Raw genomic sequence first — 19,596 nt, forward strand, 5'->3', positions numbered from 1 at the left:
GGCGCTTTCTCAGCAGTCGCCCTGCAGGGCGGCCCTTTCCTGGCGGCGGCTGGCGGCCAGGGAGATCGACCAGAGCACGAAACCGCCGATGGCCAGCAGGCTGCCCACCCAGCCCGGCGAGGTCCAGCCGTAGCCGGCGGCCAGGGCCAGGCCGCCGAGGAACGGGCCCAGGGCGTTGGCGAAGTTGAAGGCCGAGTGGTTCAGCGCCGCGGCCAGGCCCTGGGCGTCCTCGGCCACGTCCATCAGGCGCGTCTGCAGCACCGTGCCCAGGGCGCCGCCGAAGCCGACGAAGAACACGCAGACCGCAATGCTCCAGATGTTGCCGGCGGTGAACGGGAAGATCGCCAGCACCACCGCGCTCCACACCAGCAGGCCGCCGGCGGTGGGCATCAGCGCGCGGTCGGCGAGCACCGGGATGAACATGTTGCCGAGGGTCATGCCGACGCCGAACACCGCCAGCACCAGCGGCACCACGGCGGGGGAGACGTGGGTGACCGCGCCGAGGATGTCGGCCAGGTAGGTGTACACCGCGAACAGGCCGCCGAAGCCGATGGCGCCGATGCCCAGGGTCAGCCACACCTGGCCGCGCTTGAGCGCGCCCAGCTCGCGCAGCGGGCTGGCGCCGGCCTCGGGCGGCGAGTAAGGCGCCAGCAGGCGCACGCAGAGCATGGTGGTCACGCCCAGGGCTGCGACCAGCGCGAAGCTCCAGCGCCAGCCCAACGCCTGGCCCAGCCAGTTGGCCAGGGGCACGCCGACGATGGTGGCCACGGTCAGCCCGAGGAACATCCGCCCGACCGCCACCGTGCGCCGGTGCGGCGGCACCAGCGAGGCGGCCACCAGCGCGGCGATGCCGAAATAGGCGCCGTGGGGCAGGCCGCTGATGAAGCGGAACAGCAGCATCCAGTGGTAGGTCGGCGCCAGCGCGCTGAGGCCGTTGCCGATGGCGAACAGCCCCATCAGCAGCACCAGCAGGGTGCGCCGCGGCAGGCGCGCGCCGAGCACCGCCAGCAGCGGCGCGCCCACCACCACGCCCAGGGCGTAGGCGCTGATCACATGGCCGGCGGTGGGCGCATCGATGCCCAGCGCCGGGGCGAAGAGCGGCAGCAGGCTCATGGTGGCGAACTCGGTGGTGCCGATGGCGAAGCCGCCCACGGCGAGGGCGAATAGCACCAGGGCCGCACCGCGGCTGCGCGGTTCGGTTGCGGAGGTAGTCATCAGGGGTCCTTTGGTCTTATGCGGTGCGCCGGGGCGCGGCTGTCACGGGGAGCACGGTCAAGGCAGTGACCGACAGCGAAAGGACGCACAGGATAGCAGAAGGTTCCGCCTGGGTGGACGGAAGGCTCGGAATAGACGGGTAGGGCGATGGTCGTTTGGGCTGGGTAAAGCGGTGTCTATGTCTGTAGGAGTGTTCCTGGTGGGCGTGTCTGTCAGGGTGATGGGTATCGCTTCGCTCCACCCATCCTACGTCAGGGTTTGCGCTGCTTTGCGGGATGGAGGCTGGGTCGGGAAGCGTCGGCGAAAGGGGGCTGGAGAGGGGCGACACCTTGCTTGGCGGGCAGCGGGGGCGGGCTGCCGGCGGGGCGATGACGGATTTGGATACTGAGTAGTATGTTGATCGCAAGACGGGATTCCGGCCTGCCCGGGATGCGTCGTCACTTTCTAAAAACCTACTCGGTAGTATTCTCATGAGCATCATCTGGAGCCCACCGCTGACCGCCGACGAGCGCCGCTGGCAGGAGATCGCCCGGCTGCTCGGCGAACGGCATTTCCGCCCACTGGCCGCCGAGATCGACCGCGACCAGCGCTACCCGCTGGAACACCTGCCCGTGCTGCTGGAAAACCGCCTGAGCGGCATGTTCGTGCCGCGGGAACATGGCGGCGAAGGGGCGTCGCTGTGCGCGCTGGTGGCCGTGGTCGAGGAGCTGGCGCGCGGCTGCGCTTCCACCGCCGCGATCATGGCGGCCTTGTCCCTCGGCGCGTTCCCCGTGCTGCTCGGCGGCAGCGACGCGCAGAAGCGCCGGCTGCTGGGCGGGCTCGCCGAAACCGGGGCCGCGGTGAACTTCGCGCTCAGCGAGCGTGGCGCCGGTTCCGACCCCGCCGCCCTGCAGACCACCGCCACCCGCACGGGCAAGGGCTGGCGGATACGCGGCGAGAAATGCTGGCTGGGCAACGGCGGCCACTCCCGGCACTTCATCGTCTTCGCCGCCACCGGCGAGAGCGCCGGGAGGAAGGCCATCAGCGCCTTCGTCGTGGCCCGGGACGCCGAGGGCGTGGTGATCGACCACTACGAAGACAAGATGGGCATCCGCGGCACCACCACCACCAACCTGAAGCTGGACACCTACGTCGAGGACGACGCCATCGTCGGCGAAGCCGGCAAGGGCCTGGGCCTGGCGCTGGCCACCCTCGGCGTGGGGCGCGTGGTCATCGCCGCCCAGGCCAACGGCATCGCCCTGGCGGCATTCGAGGAGGCCGCGGCCCATGCGGTGGAGCGCAGCACCTTCGGGCGCCCGATCATCGACCACCAGGGCGTCGGCTTCAAACTGGCCGACGCCGTCACCTCGCTGTCCGCGGCCCGCATGCTGACCTACGAAGCCGCCCGCGCATACGACCGCGGCGACGACATAACCGGGCTGGGGGCGATGGCCAAGCTGTTCTCCAGCGAATCTTCCCACCGCATTGTGGACGATGCCCTACAGATTCTGGGTGGCCGGGGCTACGTAAAGCCCAGCGCGATGGAACGTTATTATCGCGACCAGCGGATCACCGAAATCTACGAAGGCACTTCGGAGATCCAGCGAGTGGTCCTGGCGCGCCAGGTAAAACATTCGTTGTGTGCAAACCCGAACAAGAAGGAATGAAGTGTGGCCAATAAATCCGTCCGTTACGAAAACATGCCGCTGCGTCAGTCGGCGATATTGGATGCCGCGGCAGAGGCGTTTTCCAGAGTTGGTTATGAAGCAACTTCGATCGATTACGTGGCGGACCAGATTCAGGCTACCAAGGGCAGTGTCTATTACTACTACCGGAGCAAGGGGGACCTGTTCGCCGCCGTGCACCGGCGGGCCATGGAAATGAACCTGGAAAGCGTTGCGCCCATCGCCGCGGACTTAGCCCTGGGCGCGGACCAGCGGCTGCGGCGGATGGCGGTCGAGCATACCCGGCTGATGATGGAATACACGTCCTACCAGCGGGTGACCGTGCAAGGCGTCGAGAAGCACCTCACCGGCAGCCTGACCGATGCCCAGCGCGCCGAAATGCAGCGGCTCATCGTCATGCGCGACGAATACGAAGCGCTGTTTCGCGAAGTGATAGAGGAGGGAATCGTCGCCGGCATATTCAAGTCCGTCGATTCGCACCTGTTGGTCAAGCCGCTGTTGGGGGCATTGAACTGGACGACCATGTGGTATCGCCGCCAACCGGGCGAAACGGATATGCAGCGGCTGAAAGTTGCAGAAGAGATTGCGGATTACGTCGTAGATGGTCTCAGGCAAACCTAAAACAACTAGAAGGTAGTAGAGATGAATACGGTAGTCGATAAAGAAACCAGCGAGGCATGGCATGCGGTAGCGCACTGGTACCACTCGTTTTTCACCGGGATGGTACTTTCCTCGGTGACCCGGCAAGGCACATCCCGCGCGGCGGAACTGGTCTACCAGGTGTTCTGCCGGCAACGCTCGGAACGGTTCCTCCAGGGCCTGGCGAAACTGGGCATCGACAAGCTCCCGCCCGCGGTGGCCGCCGCGCAATATCACTACCTGTCGAACAACATCGGCGGCGTCTGCGTCGAGTACATGTACGAGAGCGACCGCAAGGCCTGGGTGCGCTACACGCCGCCGCGCTGGATCTGGTCGGGCACCGCGCTGTGCGGCATCCCCTCGGAGGTTTCCGCGGCCATGCTGCGCGGCTGGCATGCGCAGAACGGCGTCACCCTGGGCAACCCGCGCCTGGGCTTCGTCTGCACCAAGCAGACCGCCGATGGCCAATCCGGCCTGGAAGGCTACTACTACGAATACGACGCGCCCCTGGCGCCCCACGAGCGGCTGCGCTTCGCCCGCCACGAAGACGCCCCGGACTTCGACGCGGCCGCCGCGCCCACGCTGCCCTCCAGTGATTGGCCGCAGGCGCGCATCGAGAAGGCCAGCCGCAACTATGCGATGGAATACGTACGCTCGACCCTGCCCACCGCCGTCGACCTCTTCGGCCCCAGCGAGGCGGTGAACGTGCTGCGCCTGTCGGCGCGCCAGGTCGCCATGCAGTGCTATCACGAGACGGCGGCGCGTCTGGGCGTGGCGCAGGACAAGTCGCTGCACGCCTTCGTCGACTTCCTGGCCAGGCTGGCCCGGGCCCAGGGGGACGAGGTCAGGGTGCAGGAAAGCGCCGACGGCTACGCCATCAGCCAGCGCGGATGGACGCTGTTCGGCCAGGCACAGGCCCTGCACCCGGCGGTCTTCGACATCTGGAACGGCCTGCTGGAAGGCGCCGCCGATGCGCACAACCACCGGCTGGCGCTGAGCGTCACCCACAAGGACCTGGCCAACGGCCGCTTCGCCTGGCACGTCGGGGGAGGTGTGTGATGGCCGGCGCACTGGAAGGACTGCGCGTCATCGACGCCTCGCGGGTCCTCGCCGGGCCCTTCGCCGCGCAGATACTGGCGGATCACGGCGCCGACGTGGTCAAGGTGGAAGGCCCCGAGGGCGACGAGTGCCGGGGCTTCGGCCCGCCGTTCGTGGAGGGCAGCGCGGCCTATTTCAACGCGGTGAACCGCAACAAGCGGGCGATCACCCTGGACATGGGCTCCGAGGCCGGCCGCGAAGTGTTCTGGACGCTGCTGGAAAGCGCCGACGTGCTCATCGAGAACTTCAAGGCGAGCACCCTGCGCGCCTGGGGCATCGAATCGCCGCTGGAGATCACCCGGCGCTTGCCCCGGCTGGTGCATTGCCGCATCACCGGCTTCGGCGACGACGGCCCGCTCGGCGAACTGCCCGGCTACGACGCCGTGGTCCAGGCGCTGTCCGGCCTGATGAGCATCAATGGCGAACCCGGGCGGCTGCCGGTCCGGCTGGGCTCGCCCATCGTCGACATGTGCACCGGCATGAACGCGGCGCTCGCGGCCCTGCTGGCGCTGCACGAGCGCAACGGCAGCGGCCGCGGGCAGATGGCCGACGTCGCCCTGTACGACAGCGGGGTGAGCATGGCGCACCCGTACCTGGCGAACTTCCTGGCCTCGAAGGTGCCGCCGAAGCCGGTCGGCAATGGCCATCCGAACATCGTGCCCTACGACCTGTTCGAGACCGCGGGCGCGCCGATATTCGTCGCCGTGGCGAACAACCGGCAGTTCCGCCTGCTCGCCCAGCTGCTGGGGGCGCCCGGCCTGGCGGACGATGCGCGGTACGCCAGCAACGGGCTGCGCGTCGAGAACCGGGCCGCGCTCGAAGTCGAGCTGAAAAGGCTGTTCGGGCAGGTCCGCGGCGAGGCGTTCGGCGAGGAACTGCTGCGCAAGGGCGTGCCGGCTGCGGCCATCCTCGACGTCGGGACGGTGGCGCAGGCGCCGCATACGCTGCACCGCCAGATGGTCATGCACGAAGAGGGCTACAGCGGCCCGGGCATCCCGGTGAAACTGGCGCGCACGCCGGGCGCCCTGCGCAGGCGGCCGCCCCGGCTCGACGAGCACCGCGACGAAGTGCTCATGGCCTACGGTTTTTCCGCCGCGCAGATAAGGGCGCTCGCCGAGCGCGGCGTATTCGGCGCCGAACGGGAGCCTTGAGGCCTCCCGCGCGCCTTTCGCGTCTGGGCCGGCCGCGAGGCTGACCCCGCACTCACCAGCACGATCAATCGAATAGCGGCTGTCCCTCTGCGAAGAGCGGGCAAGGGCCTTTGCATGCTTTTCGCAGGCAGCCAACGGGTGGAGAACAACGATGCAATCAGCAACCCCCGCAATAACGCTGGCCGAACTGAACCCGTCGGACGTCGACGCGACCTATCGGAAACTCAACCTCAGAATCCTGCCTTTCCTGTTCATCTGCTACGTGCTCGGCTTCATCGACCGGGTGAACATCAGCTTCGCCCACCTGGAGTTCAGCGCCGACATCGGCCTCAGCGAAGCCGCCTACGGCTTCGGCGTGGGCCTGTTCTTCGTCGGCTACATCCTCTTCGAAGTGCCGAGCAACCTATGCCTGCAGCGTTTCGGCGCGCGGGTCACCATCTCCCGGATCATGATCCTATGGGGGCTGATCTCCACCTGCATGATGTTCGTGCAGACCCCCATGCAGTTCTACGTCGCGCGCATAGCGCTGGGCTGCGCCGAGGCGGGTTTCCTGCCCGGGGTGATTCTCTACCTGACGTACTGGTACCCGTCCGGGCGCCGCGCCCGCGTCACCTCCAGGTTCATCCTCGGCATCGCCGCGGCCGGCACCATCGGCGGCATCGTCTCCGGCTGGATCATGCACAACATGGTCGGCGTGTACGGGCTGAAGGCCTGGCAGTGGCTGTTCCTGCTCGAAGGCTCGCCGTCCATCGTCGCCGGCGTGATCGCATACTTCTACCTGGCCGACAAGCCGGAGCAGGCGAAGTGGCTCAGCCCGGCGGAAAAGGCCATCGTCCAGGCGCACCTGGCCGAGGACGCCAGCGCCAAGGCCGCCGTCGAGAAGGGCCACGACTTCTCCGCGGCGCTGCGGAACCCCTGGGTCTACATCGCCGCCTTCGGCTACTTCGTCATTCCCTGGGCCGGCTCGGTGCTGAACTTCTGGGCCCCCACGCTGATCAAGCAGTCGGGCGTGACCAACGTCTGGTACATCGGTCTGCTCTCCGCGCTGCCCTGGATGGTCGGCGCGGTCGGCATGCTCATCGTCTGCTGGAACTCCGACCGGGTGGTGGAGCGCCGCTGGCACTTCATGGCCTGCATCCTGGTGGTGGCCGGCGCCGTCGCCGCCATCGGCTACCTGCCGTCGAACTGGACGCTGTCGATCGTCCTGCTGTCGATCATGTGCGTCGGCTACCTCTCGGTGACGGCGTTGTTCTGGACCATTCCCACCGCCTTCCTGTCCGGCACGGCGGCGGCCGGAGGCATCGCGCTGATCAGCAGCCTGGGGCAGGTGGGCGGACTGACCGCGCCCATCGTCATCGGCTGGGTGCGTGGGGCGACGGGGAGCCTGTCGTGGGGGATGTATACGGTTGCGCTGGTGTTGATCGCGGGTGGCCTGACCATTCTGCTGGGGATTCCCAGGCGCATGTTGCGGGAGAACAAGGCGAAGTAGGGGGGCTTTTTACCGATGGGGCCGAGGTGCTTTTCGTAGGATGGGTTGAGCTTGCGAAACCCATGCGGTGGCGGTGATGGGTATCGCTTCGCTCAACGCCATCCTACGGGGCGTTGTGTTCACCGGTGGCTTCGGTGTTTTGGTTTGGCGCCTTTCCCTCTCCCTAACCCTCTCCCTGAAGGGAGAGGGGACCGTTGGGCAGACGCTGATGTTTTGGAGTCAGCCGGCTAGCGCAGAAGCTGCCGGCTGAAGCCAGGCCTCCTCTCGGCACGGACAAAGCCCCCTCTCCCTTCAGGGCGGGGCGCGCAGCCGAGGGCTGGGGAGAGGGAGCGGAGTCGACCAGACACACCAAGGCAACAACATATCGCCAATCTAAAAATAATGATTATCATTCGCCACCTGCCACCTGCCACCTGCCACCTGCCACCTGCCACCTGCCACCTGCCACCTGCCACCACACCCCACCAGGACACCCCATGCCCCCAGCCCCCGCACCCACCCAGGGCACCCCCGGCCTGGCCCCCATCCGCGATGGCCGCGAGCTGTTCTACCAGGCCCTCCCAGGCCCGGCAGATGGGCAGGCGCCCACCGTAGTGTTCGAAAGCGGCCTGGCCGCCAGCCGTTCCTTCTGGGGGCTGGTCCAGCCTTTGGTGGCTCAGTGGACCCGCGCCGTGGTCTACGACCGCAGCGGCCTCGGCCGCAGCCCGGCGGACGCCCGGCCGCGCAGCATGCAGCGGATGGCCGACGACCTCAACGACCTGCTCGACCACCTCGGCCCCGGGCCCTTCGTGCTGGTGGCGCACAGCGGCGGCGGCCCCCTGGTGCGCGCCGCCACCGCCGCGCGGCCGGAGCGCATCGCCGGCCTGGTGCTGGCGGACGTCTCCGACGAAGCCTGCGAGCTGATCTTCACCCCGGCCTTCCGCCGCCTGGAGAAATTCGCCCACGCGGCCAGCTGGCTGCTGGCCCGCTGCGGCTTGCTGGAGCGCTGCTACCGCAAGGCCATCGCCGTACTGCCAGAGGACGTGCTCGCCGACCTGCGCCGGGAAGGCTTCACCATGCCCGTAATGCATACCCGCGGCGCTGAGCTGGCCGGCCTGGTGGCGGCGCTGGAAACCTATCGCAACCAGCCGCCGGCGCTGCCGGACATCCCGCTGACGGTCATCTCCGGCGCCCTGGCGGACTTCGGCATGAGCGAGCGCATCCGCGCGGCGGCCAACGCCGCCCATGCCTACCGCGCCCGGCAGTCGCCTCAGGGCCGCCATGTGCTGGCCGCGCGTTCGGGACATGGGCTGATCCTCAGCGAGCCGGCGCGGGTGGCCGAGGAGATCGCGCGGCTGCTCGGCGTGGCGGATGCCCGTGGCTGACGCCGCTCACGGCCCCGGCCGCCAGACCGCCGGGGCGATGCTCACGGCGCGCGGCAGTATGCGGTTGGCGTAGAACAGGTCGGCGGTGCGTTGCTGGGCGGCGACGTCGGCGTCGTTCAGCGGACGGATCGGCGAGGCCGGCGGGCGGTGGCTGAAGGTGAGTTCGATCACCTGGGGCGACAGGCCGGTGACGCGGGCCATGATCGCCACGCTGCCGGCCTTGTCGCTGCGCGTCAGGGCTTCGGCCTGGGTGAAGGTGTCCAGCACCTGGCGCAGGAACTCGCCGTTGCGCTCGGCAAAGGCGCGCGAGGCCAGGTAGAAGGGGCCGGACAGGTCCAGGCCCTCGCCGTTGGCCAGCAGCCGCGCGCGGCCTTCCAGTTCCAGTTGCGAATACCACGGGTCCCAGATGGCCCAGGCATCCACCTGGCCGCTTTCGAAGGCGGCGCGGGCGTCGGCCGGGGTCAGGTACAGCGGCTGGATGTCGCCGATGCCCAGGCCGGCCTTCTGCAGCGCGCGCAGCAGGGTGTTGTGCGAGCTGGAGCCTTTCTGGAAGGCCACGCGCCTGCCTTTCAGCCCGGCCAGGTCATGGATCGGGCTGTCTCGCGGCACGATGATCGTTTCCGCCTGCGGCTTGGCCGGCTCGGTGCCCACGTAGAGCAGGTCGGCGCCGGCGGCCTGGGCGAAGATCGGCGGGACGTCGCCGCTGCCACCCAGGTCGATGGCACCCACGTTCAGCGCCTCCAGCATCTGCGGGCCGGCGGGGAACTCGACCCAGTCGATTCGGGTGTGCGCGAAGCGCTGCTCCAGCAGCCTGTGCTCCTTGGCCAGCACCTGGCTGGTGGAGGCCTTCTGGTAGCCGATGCGCAGTTGCGCGGGGGCGTCGGCCCAGGCGCCGCCGGCCAGTGCGAATAGGGTGAGCAGGGCCGCCAGGCGGCCCTTCAGGTGCTTGGTCATGCGTCCTGCCAGTCGGTGGAGGGTTTTTCCCAGAGGTTGATCCCGCCTTCCACGGCGTGGCGGTCGATTTCCGCCAGTTCCTCGGCGCTCAAGGCCAGGTTGTCCAGGGCGGCGACGTTCTCGTGCAACTGCTGCGGGTGGCTGGCGCCGATCAGCGCCGAGGTCACCCGCGGATCGCGCAGGGTCCAGGCCAGGGCCAGCTGGGCCAGGCTCTGGCCGCGGCGCGCGGCTATCTCGTCGAGCGCGCGGGCGCGGCGCAGGTTGTCCTCGGACAGGTGCTCGGGGCGCAGCGAAGCGCCGCCGGGGCGGTTGATCCGCGCGTCCTCGGGCACGCCGTTCAGGTACTTGCCGGTGAGCAGGCCCTGGGCCAGCGGGGTGAAGGCGATGACGCCGGCGCCGAGTTCGTCGGTGGTGGCCAGCAGGTCCTTTTCCACCCAGCGGTTGAACAGGTTGTAGGCCGGCTGGTGGATCAGCAACGGCACCTTCCAGTCGCGCAGCAGCGCCGCCAGCTCGCGGGTCTTGCCTGCGGAGTAGCTGGAGATGCCCACGTACAGCGCCTTGCCCTGCTGCACGGCGCTGGCCAGGGCGCCGGCGGTTTCCTCCAGCGGCGTGTGCGGGTCGAAGCGGTGCGAGTAGAAGATGTCCACGTAGTCCAGGCCCAGGCGTTGCAGGCTCTGGTCCAGGCTGGCCAGCAGGTACTTGCGCGAGCTGCCGCCCTGGCCGTAGGGGCCGGGCCACATGTCCCAGCCGGCCTTGGTGGAGATGATCAGCTCGTCGCGGTAGGCGGCGAAGTCCTCGCGCAGCAGGCGGCCGAAGTTGATCTCGGCGCTGCCGTAGGGCGGGCCATAGTTGTTGGCCAGGTCGAAGTGGTTGATGCCCAGGTCGAAGGCGGTGCGCAGCAGCGCGCGCTGGGTGTCCAGCGGCGTGGCGTCGCCGAAGTTGTGCCACAGGCCCAGGGACAAGGCCGGCAGCACCAGGCCACTGCGGCCGACGCGGCGGTAGGGGAGGCGCTGGTAGCGCTCGGGGGCGGCGAGGTAGGTCATGGGTAGCTCCGTGTTCAGGCGAATCGGTTGGCCGGGCGCGCCAGGCCCAGGTGGTCGCGCAGGGTGCTGCCGGCGTAGTCGCGGCGGAACAGCCCGCGCCGCTGCAGCTCCGGCACCAGTAGGTTGGCGACGTCTTCCAGGCCGCCGGGCAGGTGCGGCACCAGCACGTTGAAGCCGTCGGCGGCGCCCTGTTCGAACCAGGCCTGCAGTTCGTCGGCGATGCGTTGCGGGGTGCCGACCAGGCTGTAGTGGCCGCGCCCGCCGGCGATGCGCCGGCCGAGCTGGGCGAGGCTCAGGTTCTCCTTGCCGGCCAGTTCGGTGAGCAGCAGCTGGCGGCTGCGCTGGCCGCTGTCGGTCAGCGGCAGTTCAGGCAGCGGGCCGTCCAGCGGGTAGGCGGAGAGGTCGAAGTTGCCGAGCATGCGCGAGAGCAGGGCGACGCCTACTTGCGGCTCCACCAGTTCCTGGAAGGCTTCGTGCTTTTCCTGGGCCTCGGCCTGGCTGTCGGCGACCACGATGTACACGCCGGGCATGATCTTCATCTCGTCCGCCTGGCGGCCGAAGCGCGGCAGGCGGCCCTTGAGGTCGGCGTAGAAGTCGCGGGCGGCGGCCAGCGAGGTCTGCGCGGTGAACACCACCTCGGCGGTCTGCGCGGCCAGCTCGCGGCCGGTTTCCGAGGAGCCGGCCTGGATCACCACCGGGCGGCCCTGGGGCGAGCGCGCCACGTTCAGCGGGCCGCGCACCTGGAAGTGTTCGCCCTGGTGGTCGAGCTGGTGCAGTTTGGCCGGGTCGTAGTATTGGCCGCTGGCCTTGTCGCGCAGGAAGGCGTCGTCCTCCCAGCTGTCCCACAGGCCGCTCACCACGTCGTGGAACTCGCGGGCGCGGGCATAGCGCTCGGCGTGGCCGAGGTGCTCGCTGCGATTGAAGTTCAGCGCCTCGGCGGCGTTGTCCGAGGTCACCAGGTTCCAGCCGGCGCGCCCGCCGGAGAGGTGGTCCAGCGAGGCGAACTTGCGCGCCACGTGGTAGGGCTCGTTGTAGCTGGTGGTGACGGTGGCGATCAGGCCGATGCGTTCGGTCACCGCGGCCAGCGCGCTGAGCAGGGTGAGCGGTTCGAAGTGATCGGAACGGGCCATGCGGCTGGCGATGGGCGCGCTGGGGGCGGCCACGCTGTCGGCGACGAACAGGGTATCGAACTTCGCCGCCTCGGCGATCTGCGCCAGGCGCTTGTACTGCTGGAAGCTCAGCCCGGCGTCGGCCGGTACGTCCGGGTGGCGCCAGGCGGCGACGTGGTGCCCGGTGGCCATGAGGAAGGCGCCGAGGGAAAGGGTGCGGTTGCTTGCGGTCATGCTGGTGTCCTCTGCGGAAGGGTGGCGCACGCCGGGCGGGACGGTTTCTTGGTTGGCGCCCCGCCGGCGAGGGCGGGGCGCAGGTTCCGCGGCTCAGAAGTCCTTGCGCAGCTCGAAGCCGAAATAACGGCCGTCGTCGCGCGGCACCAGGCGGTAGACGTAGCTCCCGCCGCTGGCCAGCAGTGGCGAATAGGACTTGTCGGTGAGGTTCTTGGCCAGGAAGGCCACGCGCCAGCCGGCGTTGTAGTCGGCCAGGGCCACGCTGGCATTCCAGATGCCGTAGGCGCCCTGGATGGTGTCCGGGTTCTGGCTCAGGTCGTACTGCACCTTGTCCTGCCAGCTGTAGTCGGTGCCCAGCTCCACATCCAGGCCGTTGTCCAGCGGGATGTCGTAGTCGGCGCGCACGTAGCTCTTCCAGTCCGGCGAGAAGGGCAGCGGCTTGCCGTTGACGTTGCAGCTGGCGGCGGCGCCCGGCGGGCAGCTGAACTCGTCGATGCGCGCGTGGGTGTATGCCACCGAGCCGGACAGCTTCAACTGGCGGGTGGCCTGCCAGGCCAGGTCGGCCTCGGCGCCTTCGGTCTTCACCGAACCGGCGTTGATCAGGCGCGTCACCACCTGGTTGGCCACGGTGTCGTAGAAGTTCGCCTGGTAGTTGTCGTACTCGGTGTGGAACACCGCGAAGTTGGCGCTCAGGCGCTTGTCCAGGGCGGTGGCCTTCAGGCCCAGCTCCCAGGAGTTGGAGGTTTCCGGCTTGAGCGCCTCGGTGTCGCGCGGCTGCATGTTGAAGAACACGTTGTAGGCCGGGCCCTTGTAGCCGCGCGAGTAGGTCAGGTAGCTGGTGAGGTTCTCGCTCAGGTCGTACTGCACACCTAAACGCCCGGACCAGCCGTCTTCGTCGGTGGAGCCGGAGCTGCGGGTGGACGGCTGGATGCCGGTGACCGCGGTGGCCGAGGTGGACACCCGGCGGTGGTCGTATTCCAGCTCGTCGTGGGTGTAGCGCAGGCCGGCGATGCCACGGAAGGCCGGGGTGAAGTTCAGCGTCGCCTCGCCGAAGGCCGAGTAGCTGTCGCTGGTGGTGCCGTAGCCGGCCACGCCGGTGTCGACCGAGCCGGTGGTGGTCAGGGTGCGGCGGTAGGTCTCGTCGTCCTTGGCGTGCATGTAATACAGACCGGTGACGTACTCGGCGAACCGGCCCTTGGGCGAGGCCAGGCGGATTTCCTGGGAGTACTGGTCGTAGTCCAGCTCGCCCTTGTCGTGGGAGCTGGGGAAGGCCGCGCTGACCTGGGACAGGCGGTCGCCGTCCTGGTACTGGGTGTTGTCCCAGCCGCGCCAGGCGCTGATCGAGGTCAGGGTGTAGTCGCCCAGGCTCCAGTCCAACTGGGCCGACAGGCCCTTGTTGGTGTCGTCGACATGGGTGCGGTAGTCGGCGTTGATCTTGCGGTTGTCGCTGTCGGCCACCACCGGGCGCAGGGCATTGGCGAAGGCCGCGCTGCTGGTATCGGTGACGACGCCGCTGGGGCTGTCGTCGTTGGCCTGCATGTAGTCGGCGATCAGCGTCACCTTCAGATCGTCGCTGGGCGTCAGCTCGAACTTGGCGCGCGCGCCCTTGCGGTTGTAGCCGTTGACCTCGTGGCCGTTGTAAACGTTCTCCACGTTGCCCTCGTAGCTGCCCAGCAGGGCAGTGACGCTGGCCTTGAGCTTGCCCGGCACGAGGGTGCCGCCGATGCCGAAGCTGGTGCGGTTCTCGTTGCCGCCGCCGAAGTGCGAGTAGTCGACGAAGCCGCTGGTTTCGTCCGGCACCGCCCGGGTGACGATGTTGAGCACGCCGGCCGAGGCATTCTTGCCGAACAGCGTGCCCTGCGGGCCGCGCAGCACCTCGATGCGCTCCAGGTCGAGCAGGTCCAGGGTGGCCATGCCGGGGCGGCCGTAGACCACGCCGTCGACCAAGGTGGAAACGCTCGGCTCGACGCCCGGCGAGGTGCTGATGGTGCCCACGCCGCGGACGAACAGCGAGGTGTCCTTGTTCGAGGCGCCGGCGCGGTAGTTCAGCGTCGGCACTTCGCTGACGAGGGTCGAGACGTTGTTGCGGTTGTCGCGCTGCAGCTGCTCGCCGCTGATCACGCTGACCGCCACCGGCACCTTCTGCAGCGATTCCTCGCGGCGCGTCGCGGTGACGGTCACGGCATTGAGGGTGGGGGCCGCTTCCTCGGCCTTGGGCTGCTCGCCATCGGCGGCCTGCGCCGGCAGCTGCACGCCGCCCACCAGCGTGGCGATGGCCAGCGCCAAGGCGCTGAGCCGGGGGAATTGATCGTGGGCGTTCGCCCGGTACTGCTGAGTCATGGCCACTCCTGGATTGCCCTGGTCCGCCGCCAGCCTCTTGTGCGGGCCGCTGCGGCGCCTGTTCGCGGAAAACTTCACGAGCGCTCGCTCGTGCGAGTGGCCGATGGATGAAGAAGGCTTTTTGTCAGCGGCAAAGCTTGTTTGTTAGCGCTAACATCGGCGAGTATCCGGATCACGCTTTAGAGCGTCAAATACTGAAAAATTACTTTTATATTCCTGAAATGGAGGTCGTCACTGGACAGTCCCCGCAAGCGCCGCGGCGCCGGCCGCGTCACCCTCACCGCCGTGGCTGAGCGCGCTGGAGTGTCGGCCATCAGCGTGTCGCGCTACTTCAACCAGCCGGCGAGCCTTTCCGAGGAGTTGCGCGAGCGCATCGGCGAGGCGGTGGCGGCGCTGGGCTACGTGCCCAACCAGGTGGCTGGCGGGCTGGCCTCGGCGCGCGGGCGCATCGTCGGCATGGTGGTACCGAACATCTCCGGGCCGATCTTCGCCGACACCATCCAGGCCTTCAGCGACGTCCTGGCCGCGGCCGGCTACCAGCTGTTGCTGGCCTCCAGCTACTTCGACGGCGAGAAGGAAGAGAGCGCCGTGCGCGCCTTCCTCGGCTGGAACCCGGCGGCCCTGGTGCTGACCAGCCACTTCCACACCCCAACCTGCGAGAAGCTGCTGGAAGACGCCGATGTCCCGCTATTGGAAATGTGGGACTACCAGCCGGCGCGCCGGCCCATCCAGGTGGGCTTCTCCCACTACCAGGTGGGCGTGGACGCCGCGCGCTACCTGCATGGCAAGGGCTACCGGCGCATCGCCTTCGTGCAGAACAGCGCGCCGGGCGACTACAGCGCCCTGGACCGCCGCGACGGCTACGCCGACACTCTGCGCGCCCTGGGCCTGCAACCCTGGATGTTCGTGCCCACCGCCAGCGCCCCCTTCGAGGCCGGCAAGCAGGCGATGGAAGCGCTGATGGCGCGGCGCGAGCGCCCGGACGCCATCGTCTTCGCCAACGACAACCTCGCCGCCGGCGGCCTGCTCGCCGGGCAGCGTGCCGGCCTGCGCATCCCGCAGGACTGCGCGGTGCTCGGCTTCGGCGACTACCCCTTCGCGCCCATGCTGCTGCCCAGCCTCACCACCCTCAAGCCGCCGGCCCGGGAAATCGGCGAGATCGCCGCGCAGCGGGTGCTGCAGGCCATCGGCGCGCAGCCGGCGGAAGGGGTGGTGGAGCGCCTGAACCTGCTGCAGTGCCGGGTGGTGGAGCGGGAGAGCTGCTGAGGCAGCGAGGCGATGCCCATTGCCGTGGCCGCATGGGTTTCGCCAAGGCTCAACCCATCCTACGAAAAGCACTTCGGCGCGGCCGGTGCGAACAGCCTCGTGGGATGGGTTGAGCGAAGCGATACCCATCGCCGTGGCTGGTGCGAACAGGGGACCAGTCATATTGGCTGAAGGAAAGGCCATACGCCTGCCTAGCCGACGCTCCGTCGAGCCTCTAGACTCGTCCTACGCCCCGATCGCTACGAGTCGTGACCTTGCCCAGTGCAATAACAAGATCCTCGCCGCTCGCGCGCACACTCCCGACCCTGGCCCTGACGCTCTTCCTCGCGCTGCTGCCGGCCCTGGCGCTGGCCGGAGCGCGAGGTCTACGCCTACTTCTCCGGGGCCATCCTGCAGCCCTCGCGGAACATCCTGTTCATGCGCAAGGGTGACCCCGCCCGGGACGGTCTGCATGGCCTGCTGGACCTGTTGGGCACCTCGTTCCGCCTGGGCGCGCAGGTCGGCGTGAGCTACGGCGAGTCCTACCAGCAACTGCTCGCCAACGACGACTTCGCCAGCCGGATGTTCTTCAACCCCAGCCGCGGCAACCTCTGGCACATGATCGACAAGGGCCGCCTCGACGGCATCATCGCGGACGAGAACAGCGGCCTCTACGAGCTGGAGCAACTGGGCCTGAACGAACGCATCGGCCCCACCGTCGTGGTGGTTTCCAGCGATGCCGCGGAAGTCGCCTTCAGCAAGCGCACCACCACGCCGGCATTCGTCGAGCGCTATGCCCGGGCGATGCGCGAGCTGGTCGAGGGCGGGGAGTACCAGGCGATCCTGCAGCGCTACCTTAGCCCCCTGTAGGAGCGCGCCCTGCGCGCGATTTCGCGGGCAGGGCCCGCTCCTACAGGTCAGGCACGGTAGTCCTCCCCCCGTAGGAGCGGACCTTGTCCGCGATAGCCGGAGGTATCGGCGCGGTTCGCGGATAAGATTCGCTCCTACGCTGCCCCACCCACACCATTCCCCTGTAGGAGCGCGCCCTGCGCGCGAATCGCGGGCAGGGCCCGCTCCTACAGGTCAGGCACGGTAGTCCTCCCCCCGTAGCGGACCTTGTCCGCGATAACCGGATGCCCCGGCGCGGATCGCGGATGAGATCCGCCTACGCTGCCCCACCTACGCCGTTCCCCTGTAGGAGCGCGCCCTGCGCGCGATTCGCGGGCAGGGCCCGCTCCTACAACAGCGTCATGCGCCGGGCCTCAGCCCAACCCCTGCGCCCGCAGGTGCGCCTTCAGGGCCTCGATGAACACCCGCACCTTGCGCGTGTTGCGCCGGTGCGGCAGGAATAGCACGTGGATGGTGGCGCCGAAGGCGCTCTGGTCGCGCCAGCAGTCCGGCAGCTGTTCCACCAGTTCGCCGCAGGCCAGGTAGGGCAGGGCGCTCCATTGCGGCAGGAACTGCACGCCGCGGCCAGCCAGCAGGCAGGCGAGCAGGAAGTCGTAGTTGTCGCTGGCCAGGCGCGGCACCGGCTGCTTCAGGCGGATGCGCTCGCCGTCGCGGTTCACCCACCAGAAGTTCCGGTTGAGCATGGGGTGGCGGAAGATCAGCCAGTCGTGCTCGGTGTAGTTCTCCAGGGTCACGTCCATGCCCTTGCGCGCCAGGTATGCGGGGCTGGCGCACAGCAGCAGGTGGTTCTCCAGCAGCGGCTGGGCGATCACCCCGGGCAGGTCGACGGGGCCGTCGCGCAGGGCCAGGTCGTAGCCGCCTTCCACCAGGTCGGCGAACTCGTCCTGCAGGTCCACCTCCAGGCGCACCTGCGGGTATTCTTCGAGGAAGGCGCCGCACACCTGGTTGAGGAAGGCCGGGGCGAAGGAGGGCGGGGCGGCGATGCGCAGGGTGCCGCGCAGGTCCTTCTGCAACTGCTCCACTTCCGCGCCGGCCGCCTGCAGGTGCAGCAGCGCCTGGCGCGCGCCCTCCAGGTAGATCTGCCCGGCCTCGGTCAGCGCCATGCGCCGGGTGGTGCGCTCGAACAGCCGCGCGCCGAGTTCCGCCTCCAGCTGCGCCACGCCCTTGGTCACCGCCGAGGGCGTCTTGCCCAGGTGTTCGGCGGCGCGGCTGAAGCCGCCGTGGTCGGCGGTGGCGACGAACATGGTCAGGGCGGTCATCTTGTCCATTCATCTATTTCTGTCAGGCACAGAAGTTGTGCAAAAAATCGGCATTAAAGCCGTGCCGGGCTTTGGTTAACCTGCGTTCACACAACAAGAACCTGGGCGAACCCATGAAAATACTGATTCCGGCGCTGGTGTCCATGGCCTGTGTTTTTTCCTCAGCGGAAAGTATGGCCGCCGCTGACCTCATCCTCCACGGCGGCAAGGTCTACACCGCCGAGCCCGGCCAGGGCCTGCAACAGGCGGTGGCCATCGAGAACGGCAAGGTCCTGGCGGTGGGCAGCGACGAGCAGGTACTGCGCCTGAAGGCCGCCGGCACCCGCGTCGTCGACCTGCAGGGCAAGGTGCTGATGCCCGGCTTCATCGACTCCCACAGCCACACCGTGAAAGGCGGCCTGCAGATGCTCCAGGCCAACCTCGACGGCGAACTGCTGCCGGTGCCCGAGCTTGAGAAAAAGCTGCGCGAATGGCGCGACAACGGCAAGGCGAAGCGCGGCGAGTTCCTCAGCGTCGGCGGCCTGCCGTCCACCTACTGGGGCGACATCCCGGCGCTGGAGAAGACCTTCAACCAGGGCGAATGGGCCCAGGTGCCGATCCTCTTCGTCGGCTGGGACCTGCACACCGGCTGGGCCAACCAGGCCATGCTGAAACTCGCCAAGGTGGACGCGGCGAAAGTCGCGACGCTCAAGGGCGAGGAGAAAGCCACCCTCGGCGTCCACGCCGACGGCACCCCCAACGGCTTCCTGGTCGACGCCGGGCTCTACCCGCTGCAGGCGCTGCTGCCGCTGCCCAGCACCGAGGAACTGACCCGCGGCGCCTACGCCGCGCTGCGCTACTACAACAGCCTGGGCATCACCGCCTGGATGGACCCGCTGGCCAACGAAATCCCCGGCGCCGACATCACCAACGCCTCCACCGGCGTGCTGCCGATCTACAAGGCGCTGGCCGAGAAGGGCGACCTGTCCGCCCACGTCGCCGCGCTGCTGATGGCCGACTCCAAGGCCACCCCGAAGGACCTCGACGAGCTGGACAAGGTGCGCCAGCAGTTCCTCGGCGTGCCCAACCTGACGCTGCCGGGCATCAAGGTTTTCGCCGACGGCGTGGCCGAGGTGCCGGCGCAGAGCGCGGCCATGCTCGAGCCCTACAAGAACTCGCACAAGTTCGGCGAACTGCTGATCGACCCCAAGCACTTCGGCGAGCTGGTCAGCGCCGCCGACGCCCGCGGCTGGCTGGTGCACGTGCACGCCATCGGCGACCGCGCCATCCACGAGGCGCTCAATGGCATGGCCCAGGCGCGCCGCGACCGCCACAGCGGCATCCCGCACTCCATCACCCACCTGCAGATGGTCAACCCCAAGGACTTCGACCGCTTCAGGCAGTTGGACGTGATCGCCTCCATGCAGCTTTACTGGGCCAGTGCGGATGAATCGAGCATCGACCTCGTCAAACCCTACGTGGACGCCATGGTCTTCATGTACACCTACCCGGCCCATTCCCTGCTCAAGCACGGCGCCACGATAGCCGGGGCCAGCGACTGGCCGATCACCACGCCCGACCCGTGGAAGGCCATCTACCAGGCGGTGACGCGCAAGGGCCCCAAGGGCGTGCTCAACGCCGACGAAGCCATCGACCGCCAGGTGATGTTCCAGGCCTACACCCTCAACGCCGCGCGCATGCTCCGCCTGGAAGACAGCATCGGTTCGCTCAAGCCCGGCAAGCAGGCCGACATGGTGCTGCTGGACCGCGACGTCTTCACCGCGGAACCCGAAGCCCTGCGTGACACCCAGGTGCTGACCACCTGGTTCGCCGGCCGCGAAGTCTACAGCCGGCCGCTGACGGCCCAGCGCTGATCAGCCGGGCGGGGAAGCCCGCCCAGCGTT

At 68.5% G+C, this 19,596-nt stretch carries 15 protein-coding genes; 9 read left to right on the plus strand and 6 right to left on the minus strand.

The genetic code is table 11. From position 1 onward, the window contains the following. Positions 1-9: 9 nt before the first annotated feature. Positions 10-1,215: an MFS transporter gene (locus PcP3B5_RS13765; protein WP_061561578.1), complete on the minus strand. Its 1,206-nt coding sequence runs from the start codon at positions 1,213-1,215 to the stop codon at positions 10-12. Between the two features lie 470 nt (positions 1,216-1,685). Between PcP3B5_RS13765 and PcP3B5_RS13770 the strand changes: the two genes are divergently transcribed. The 6 genes from PcP3B5_RS13770 (at position 1,686) to PcP3B5_RS13795 (ending at position 8,620) form a co-directional block, all read left to right on the plus strand. Beyond that, on the plus strand, positions 1,686-2,861 hold the full coding sequence (locus tag PcP3B5_RS13770) for an acyl-CoA dehydrogenase family protein (protein WP_061561579.1): 1,176 nt from the start codon (positions 1,686-1,688) through the stop codon (positions 2,859-2,861). A gap of 3 nt (positions 2,862-2,864) precedes the next feature. Next, complete coding sequence (locus tag PcP3B5_RS13775; RefSeq protein ID WP_082033768.1) at positions 2,865-3,500, plus strand: TetR/AcrR family transcriptional regulator; 636 nt, start codon at positions 2,865-2,867, stop codon at positions 3,498-3,500. A gap of 114 nt (positions 3,501-3,614) precedes the next feature. Further along, positions 3,615-4,577 carry a hypothetical protein gene (locus PcP3B5_RS13780; RefSeq protein ID WP_237143092.1) on the plus strand — a complete coding sequence of 321 codons (963 nt, stop codon included), beginning with the start codon at positions 3,615-3,617 and terminating at the stop codon, positions 4,575-4,577. Beyond that, a complete protein-coding gene (locus PcP3B5_RS13785; protein WP_082816325.1) occupies positions 4,577-5,767 on the plus strand; it encodes a CaiB/BaiF CoA transferase family protein in 1,191 nt (396 codons plus the stop codon). Before PcP3B5_RS13780 ends, PcP3B5_RS13785 begins: the two co-directional genes overlap by 1 nt. Positions 5,768-5,918: 151 nt before the next feature. Next, the gene (locus tag PcP3B5_RS13790; RefSeq protein WP_061561581.1) at positions 5,919-7,256 is read left to right on the plus strand and encodes an MFS transporter; all 1,338 of its coding nucleotides are present in this window, start codon (positions 5,919-5,921) and stop codon (positions 7,254-7,256) included. Positions 7,257-7,732: 476 nt separating this feature from the next. Beyond that, the gene (locus PcP3B5_RS13795; RefSeq protein ID WP_061561582.1) at positions 7,733-8,620 is read left to right on the plus strand and encodes an alpha/beta fold hydrolase; all 888 of its coding nucleotides are present in this window, start codon (positions 7,733-7,735) and stop codon (positions 8,618-8,620) included. Positions 8,621-8,626: 6 nt separating this feature from the next. On the opposite strand, the gene PcP3B5_RS13800 is transcribed toward PcP3B5_RS13795, so the two are convergent. The 4 genes from PcP3B5_RS13800 to PcP3B5_RS13815 all read right to left on the minus strand — a co-directional run bounded on the left by PcP3B5_RS13800 (position 8,627) and on the right by PcP3B5_RS13815 (position 14,300). Continuing rightward, on the minus strand, positions 8,627-9,574 hold the full coding sequence (locus PcP3B5_RS13800; protein WP_009620034.1) for an aliphatic sulfonate ABC transporter substrate-binding protein: 948 nt from the start codon (positions 9,572-9,574) through the stop codon (positions 8,627-8,629). After that, positions 9,571-10,617, minus strand: coding sequence for an L-glyceraldehyde 3-phosphate reductase (gene mgrA, locus PcP3B5_RS13805; protein WP_061561583.1), 1,047 nt, complete (start codon positions 10,615-10,617; stop codon positions 9,571-9,573). The genes PcP3B5_RS13800 and mgrA overlap by 4 nt, the downstream gene beginning before the upstream one ends. Positions 10,618-10,631: 14 nt before the next feature. After that, positions 10,632-11,960 carry an LLM class flavin-dependent oxidoreductase gene (locus PcP3B5_RS13810; RefSeq protein WP_061561584.1) on the minus strand — a complete coding sequence of 443 codons (1,329 nt, stop codon included), beginning with the start codon at positions 11,958-11,960 and terminating at the stop codon, positions 10,632-10,634. Between the two features lie 93 nt (positions 11,961-12,053). After that, entirely contained in the window at positions 12,054-14,300 is a 2,247-nt protein-coding gene (locus tag PcP3B5_RS13815) for a TonB-dependent receptor (protein WP_145923904.1), read from the minus strand. 216 nt (positions 14,301-14,516) lie between these two features. Between PcP3B5_RS13815 and PcP3B5_RS13820 the strand changes: the two genes are divergently transcribed. Together PcP3B5_RS13820 and PcP3B5_RS13825 are read left to right on the plus strand one after the other, a co-directional pair. After that, positions 14,517-15,566 carry a LacI family DNA-binding transcriptional regulator gene (locus tag PcP3B5_RS13820; protein WP_061561585.1) on the plus strand — a complete coding sequence of 350 codons (1,050 nt, stop codon included), beginning with the start codon at positions 14,517-14,519 and terminating at the stop codon, positions 15,564-15,566. Between the two features lie 417 nt (positions 15,567-15,983). Beyond that, on the plus strand, positions 15,984-16,415 hold the full coding sequence (locus PcP3B5_RS13825; protein WP_061561586.1) for a type 2 periplasmic-binding domain-containing protein: 432 nt from the start codon (positions 15,984-15,986) through the stop codon (positions 16,413-16,415). A 392-nt stretch (positions 16,416-16,807) separates the two neighbouring features. Here PcP3B5_RS13825 and PcP3B5_RS13830 read toward each other — a convergent pair whose 3' ends face one another. After that, positions 16,808-17,722, minus strand: a complete 915-nt coding sequence (locus tag PcP3B5_RS13830) for a LysR family transcriptional regulator (protein ID WP_061561587.1) — start codon at positions 17,720-17,722, stop codon at positions 16,808-16,810. Positions 17,723-17,826: 104 nt separating this feature from the next. Between PcP3B5_RS13830 and PcP3B5_RS13835 the strand changes: the two genes are divergently transcribed. After that, the gene (locus tag PcP3B5_RS13835) at positions 17,827-19,566 is read left to right on the plus strand and encodes an amidohydrolase (RefSeq protein WP_061561588.1); all 1,740 of its coding nucleotides are present in this window, start codon (positions 17,827-17,829) and stop codon (positions 19,564-19,566) included. The last annotated feature ends 30 nt before the right edge of the window (positions 19,567-19,596 follow it).

This window comes from Pseudomonas citronellolis (genome assembly GCF_001586155.1).
Lineage (GTDB): Bacteria > Pseudomonadota > Gammaproteobacteria > Pseudomonadales > Pseudomonadaceae > Pseudomonas > Pseudomonas citronellolis.

Coding starts and splice junctions, on each gene's coding strand:
- PcP3B5_RS13765 (WP_061561578.1), bottom strand. CDS start 1,215: ATGACTACCTCCGCAACCGAACCGCGCAGCCGCGGTGCGGCCCTGGTG.
- PcP3B5_RS13770 (WP_061561579.1), top strand. CDS start 1,686: ATGAGCATCATCTGGAGCCCACCGCTGACCGCCGACGAGCGCCGCTGG.
- PcP3B5_RS13785 (WP_082816325.1), top strand. CDS start 4,577: ATGGCCGGCGCACTGGAAGGACTGCGCGTCATCGACGCCTCGCGGGTC.
- PcP3B5_RS13790 (WP_061561581.1), top strand. CDS start 5,919: ATGCAATCAGCAACCCCCGCAATAACGCTGGCCGAACTGAACCCGTCG.
- PcP3B5_RS13795 (WP_061561582.1), top strand. CDS start 7,733: ATGCCCCCAGCCCCCGCACCCACCCAGGGCACCCCCGGCCTGGCCCCC.
- PcP3B5_RS13800 (WP_009620034.1), bottom strand. CDS start 9,574: ATGACCAAGCACCTGAAGGGCCGCCTGGCGGCCCTGCTCACCCTATTC.
- mgrA (WP_061561583.1), bottom strand. CDS start 10,617: ATGACCTACCTCGCCGCCCCCGAGCGCTACCAGCGCCTCCCCTACCGC.
- PcP3B5_RS13810 (WP_061561584.1), bottom strand. CDS start 11,960: ATGACCGCAAGCAACCGCACCCTTTCCCTCGGCGCCTTCCTCATGGCC.
- PcP3B5_RS13815 (WP_145923904.1), bottom strand. CDS start 14,300: ATGACTCAGCAGTACCGGGCGAACGCCCACGATCAATTCCCCCGGCTC.
- PcP3B5_RS13825 (WP_061561586.1), top strand. CDS start 15,984: ATGCGCAAGGGTGACCCCGCCCGGGACGGTCTGCATGGCCTGCTGGAC.
- PcP3B5_RS13830 (WP_061561587.1), bottom strand. CDS start 17,722: ATGGACAAGATGACCGCCCTGACCATGTTCGTCGCCACCGCCGACCAC.
- PcP3B5_RS13835 (WP_061561588.1), top strand. CDS start 17,827: ATGAAAATACTGATTCCGGCGCTGGTGTCCATGGCCTGTGTTTTTTCC.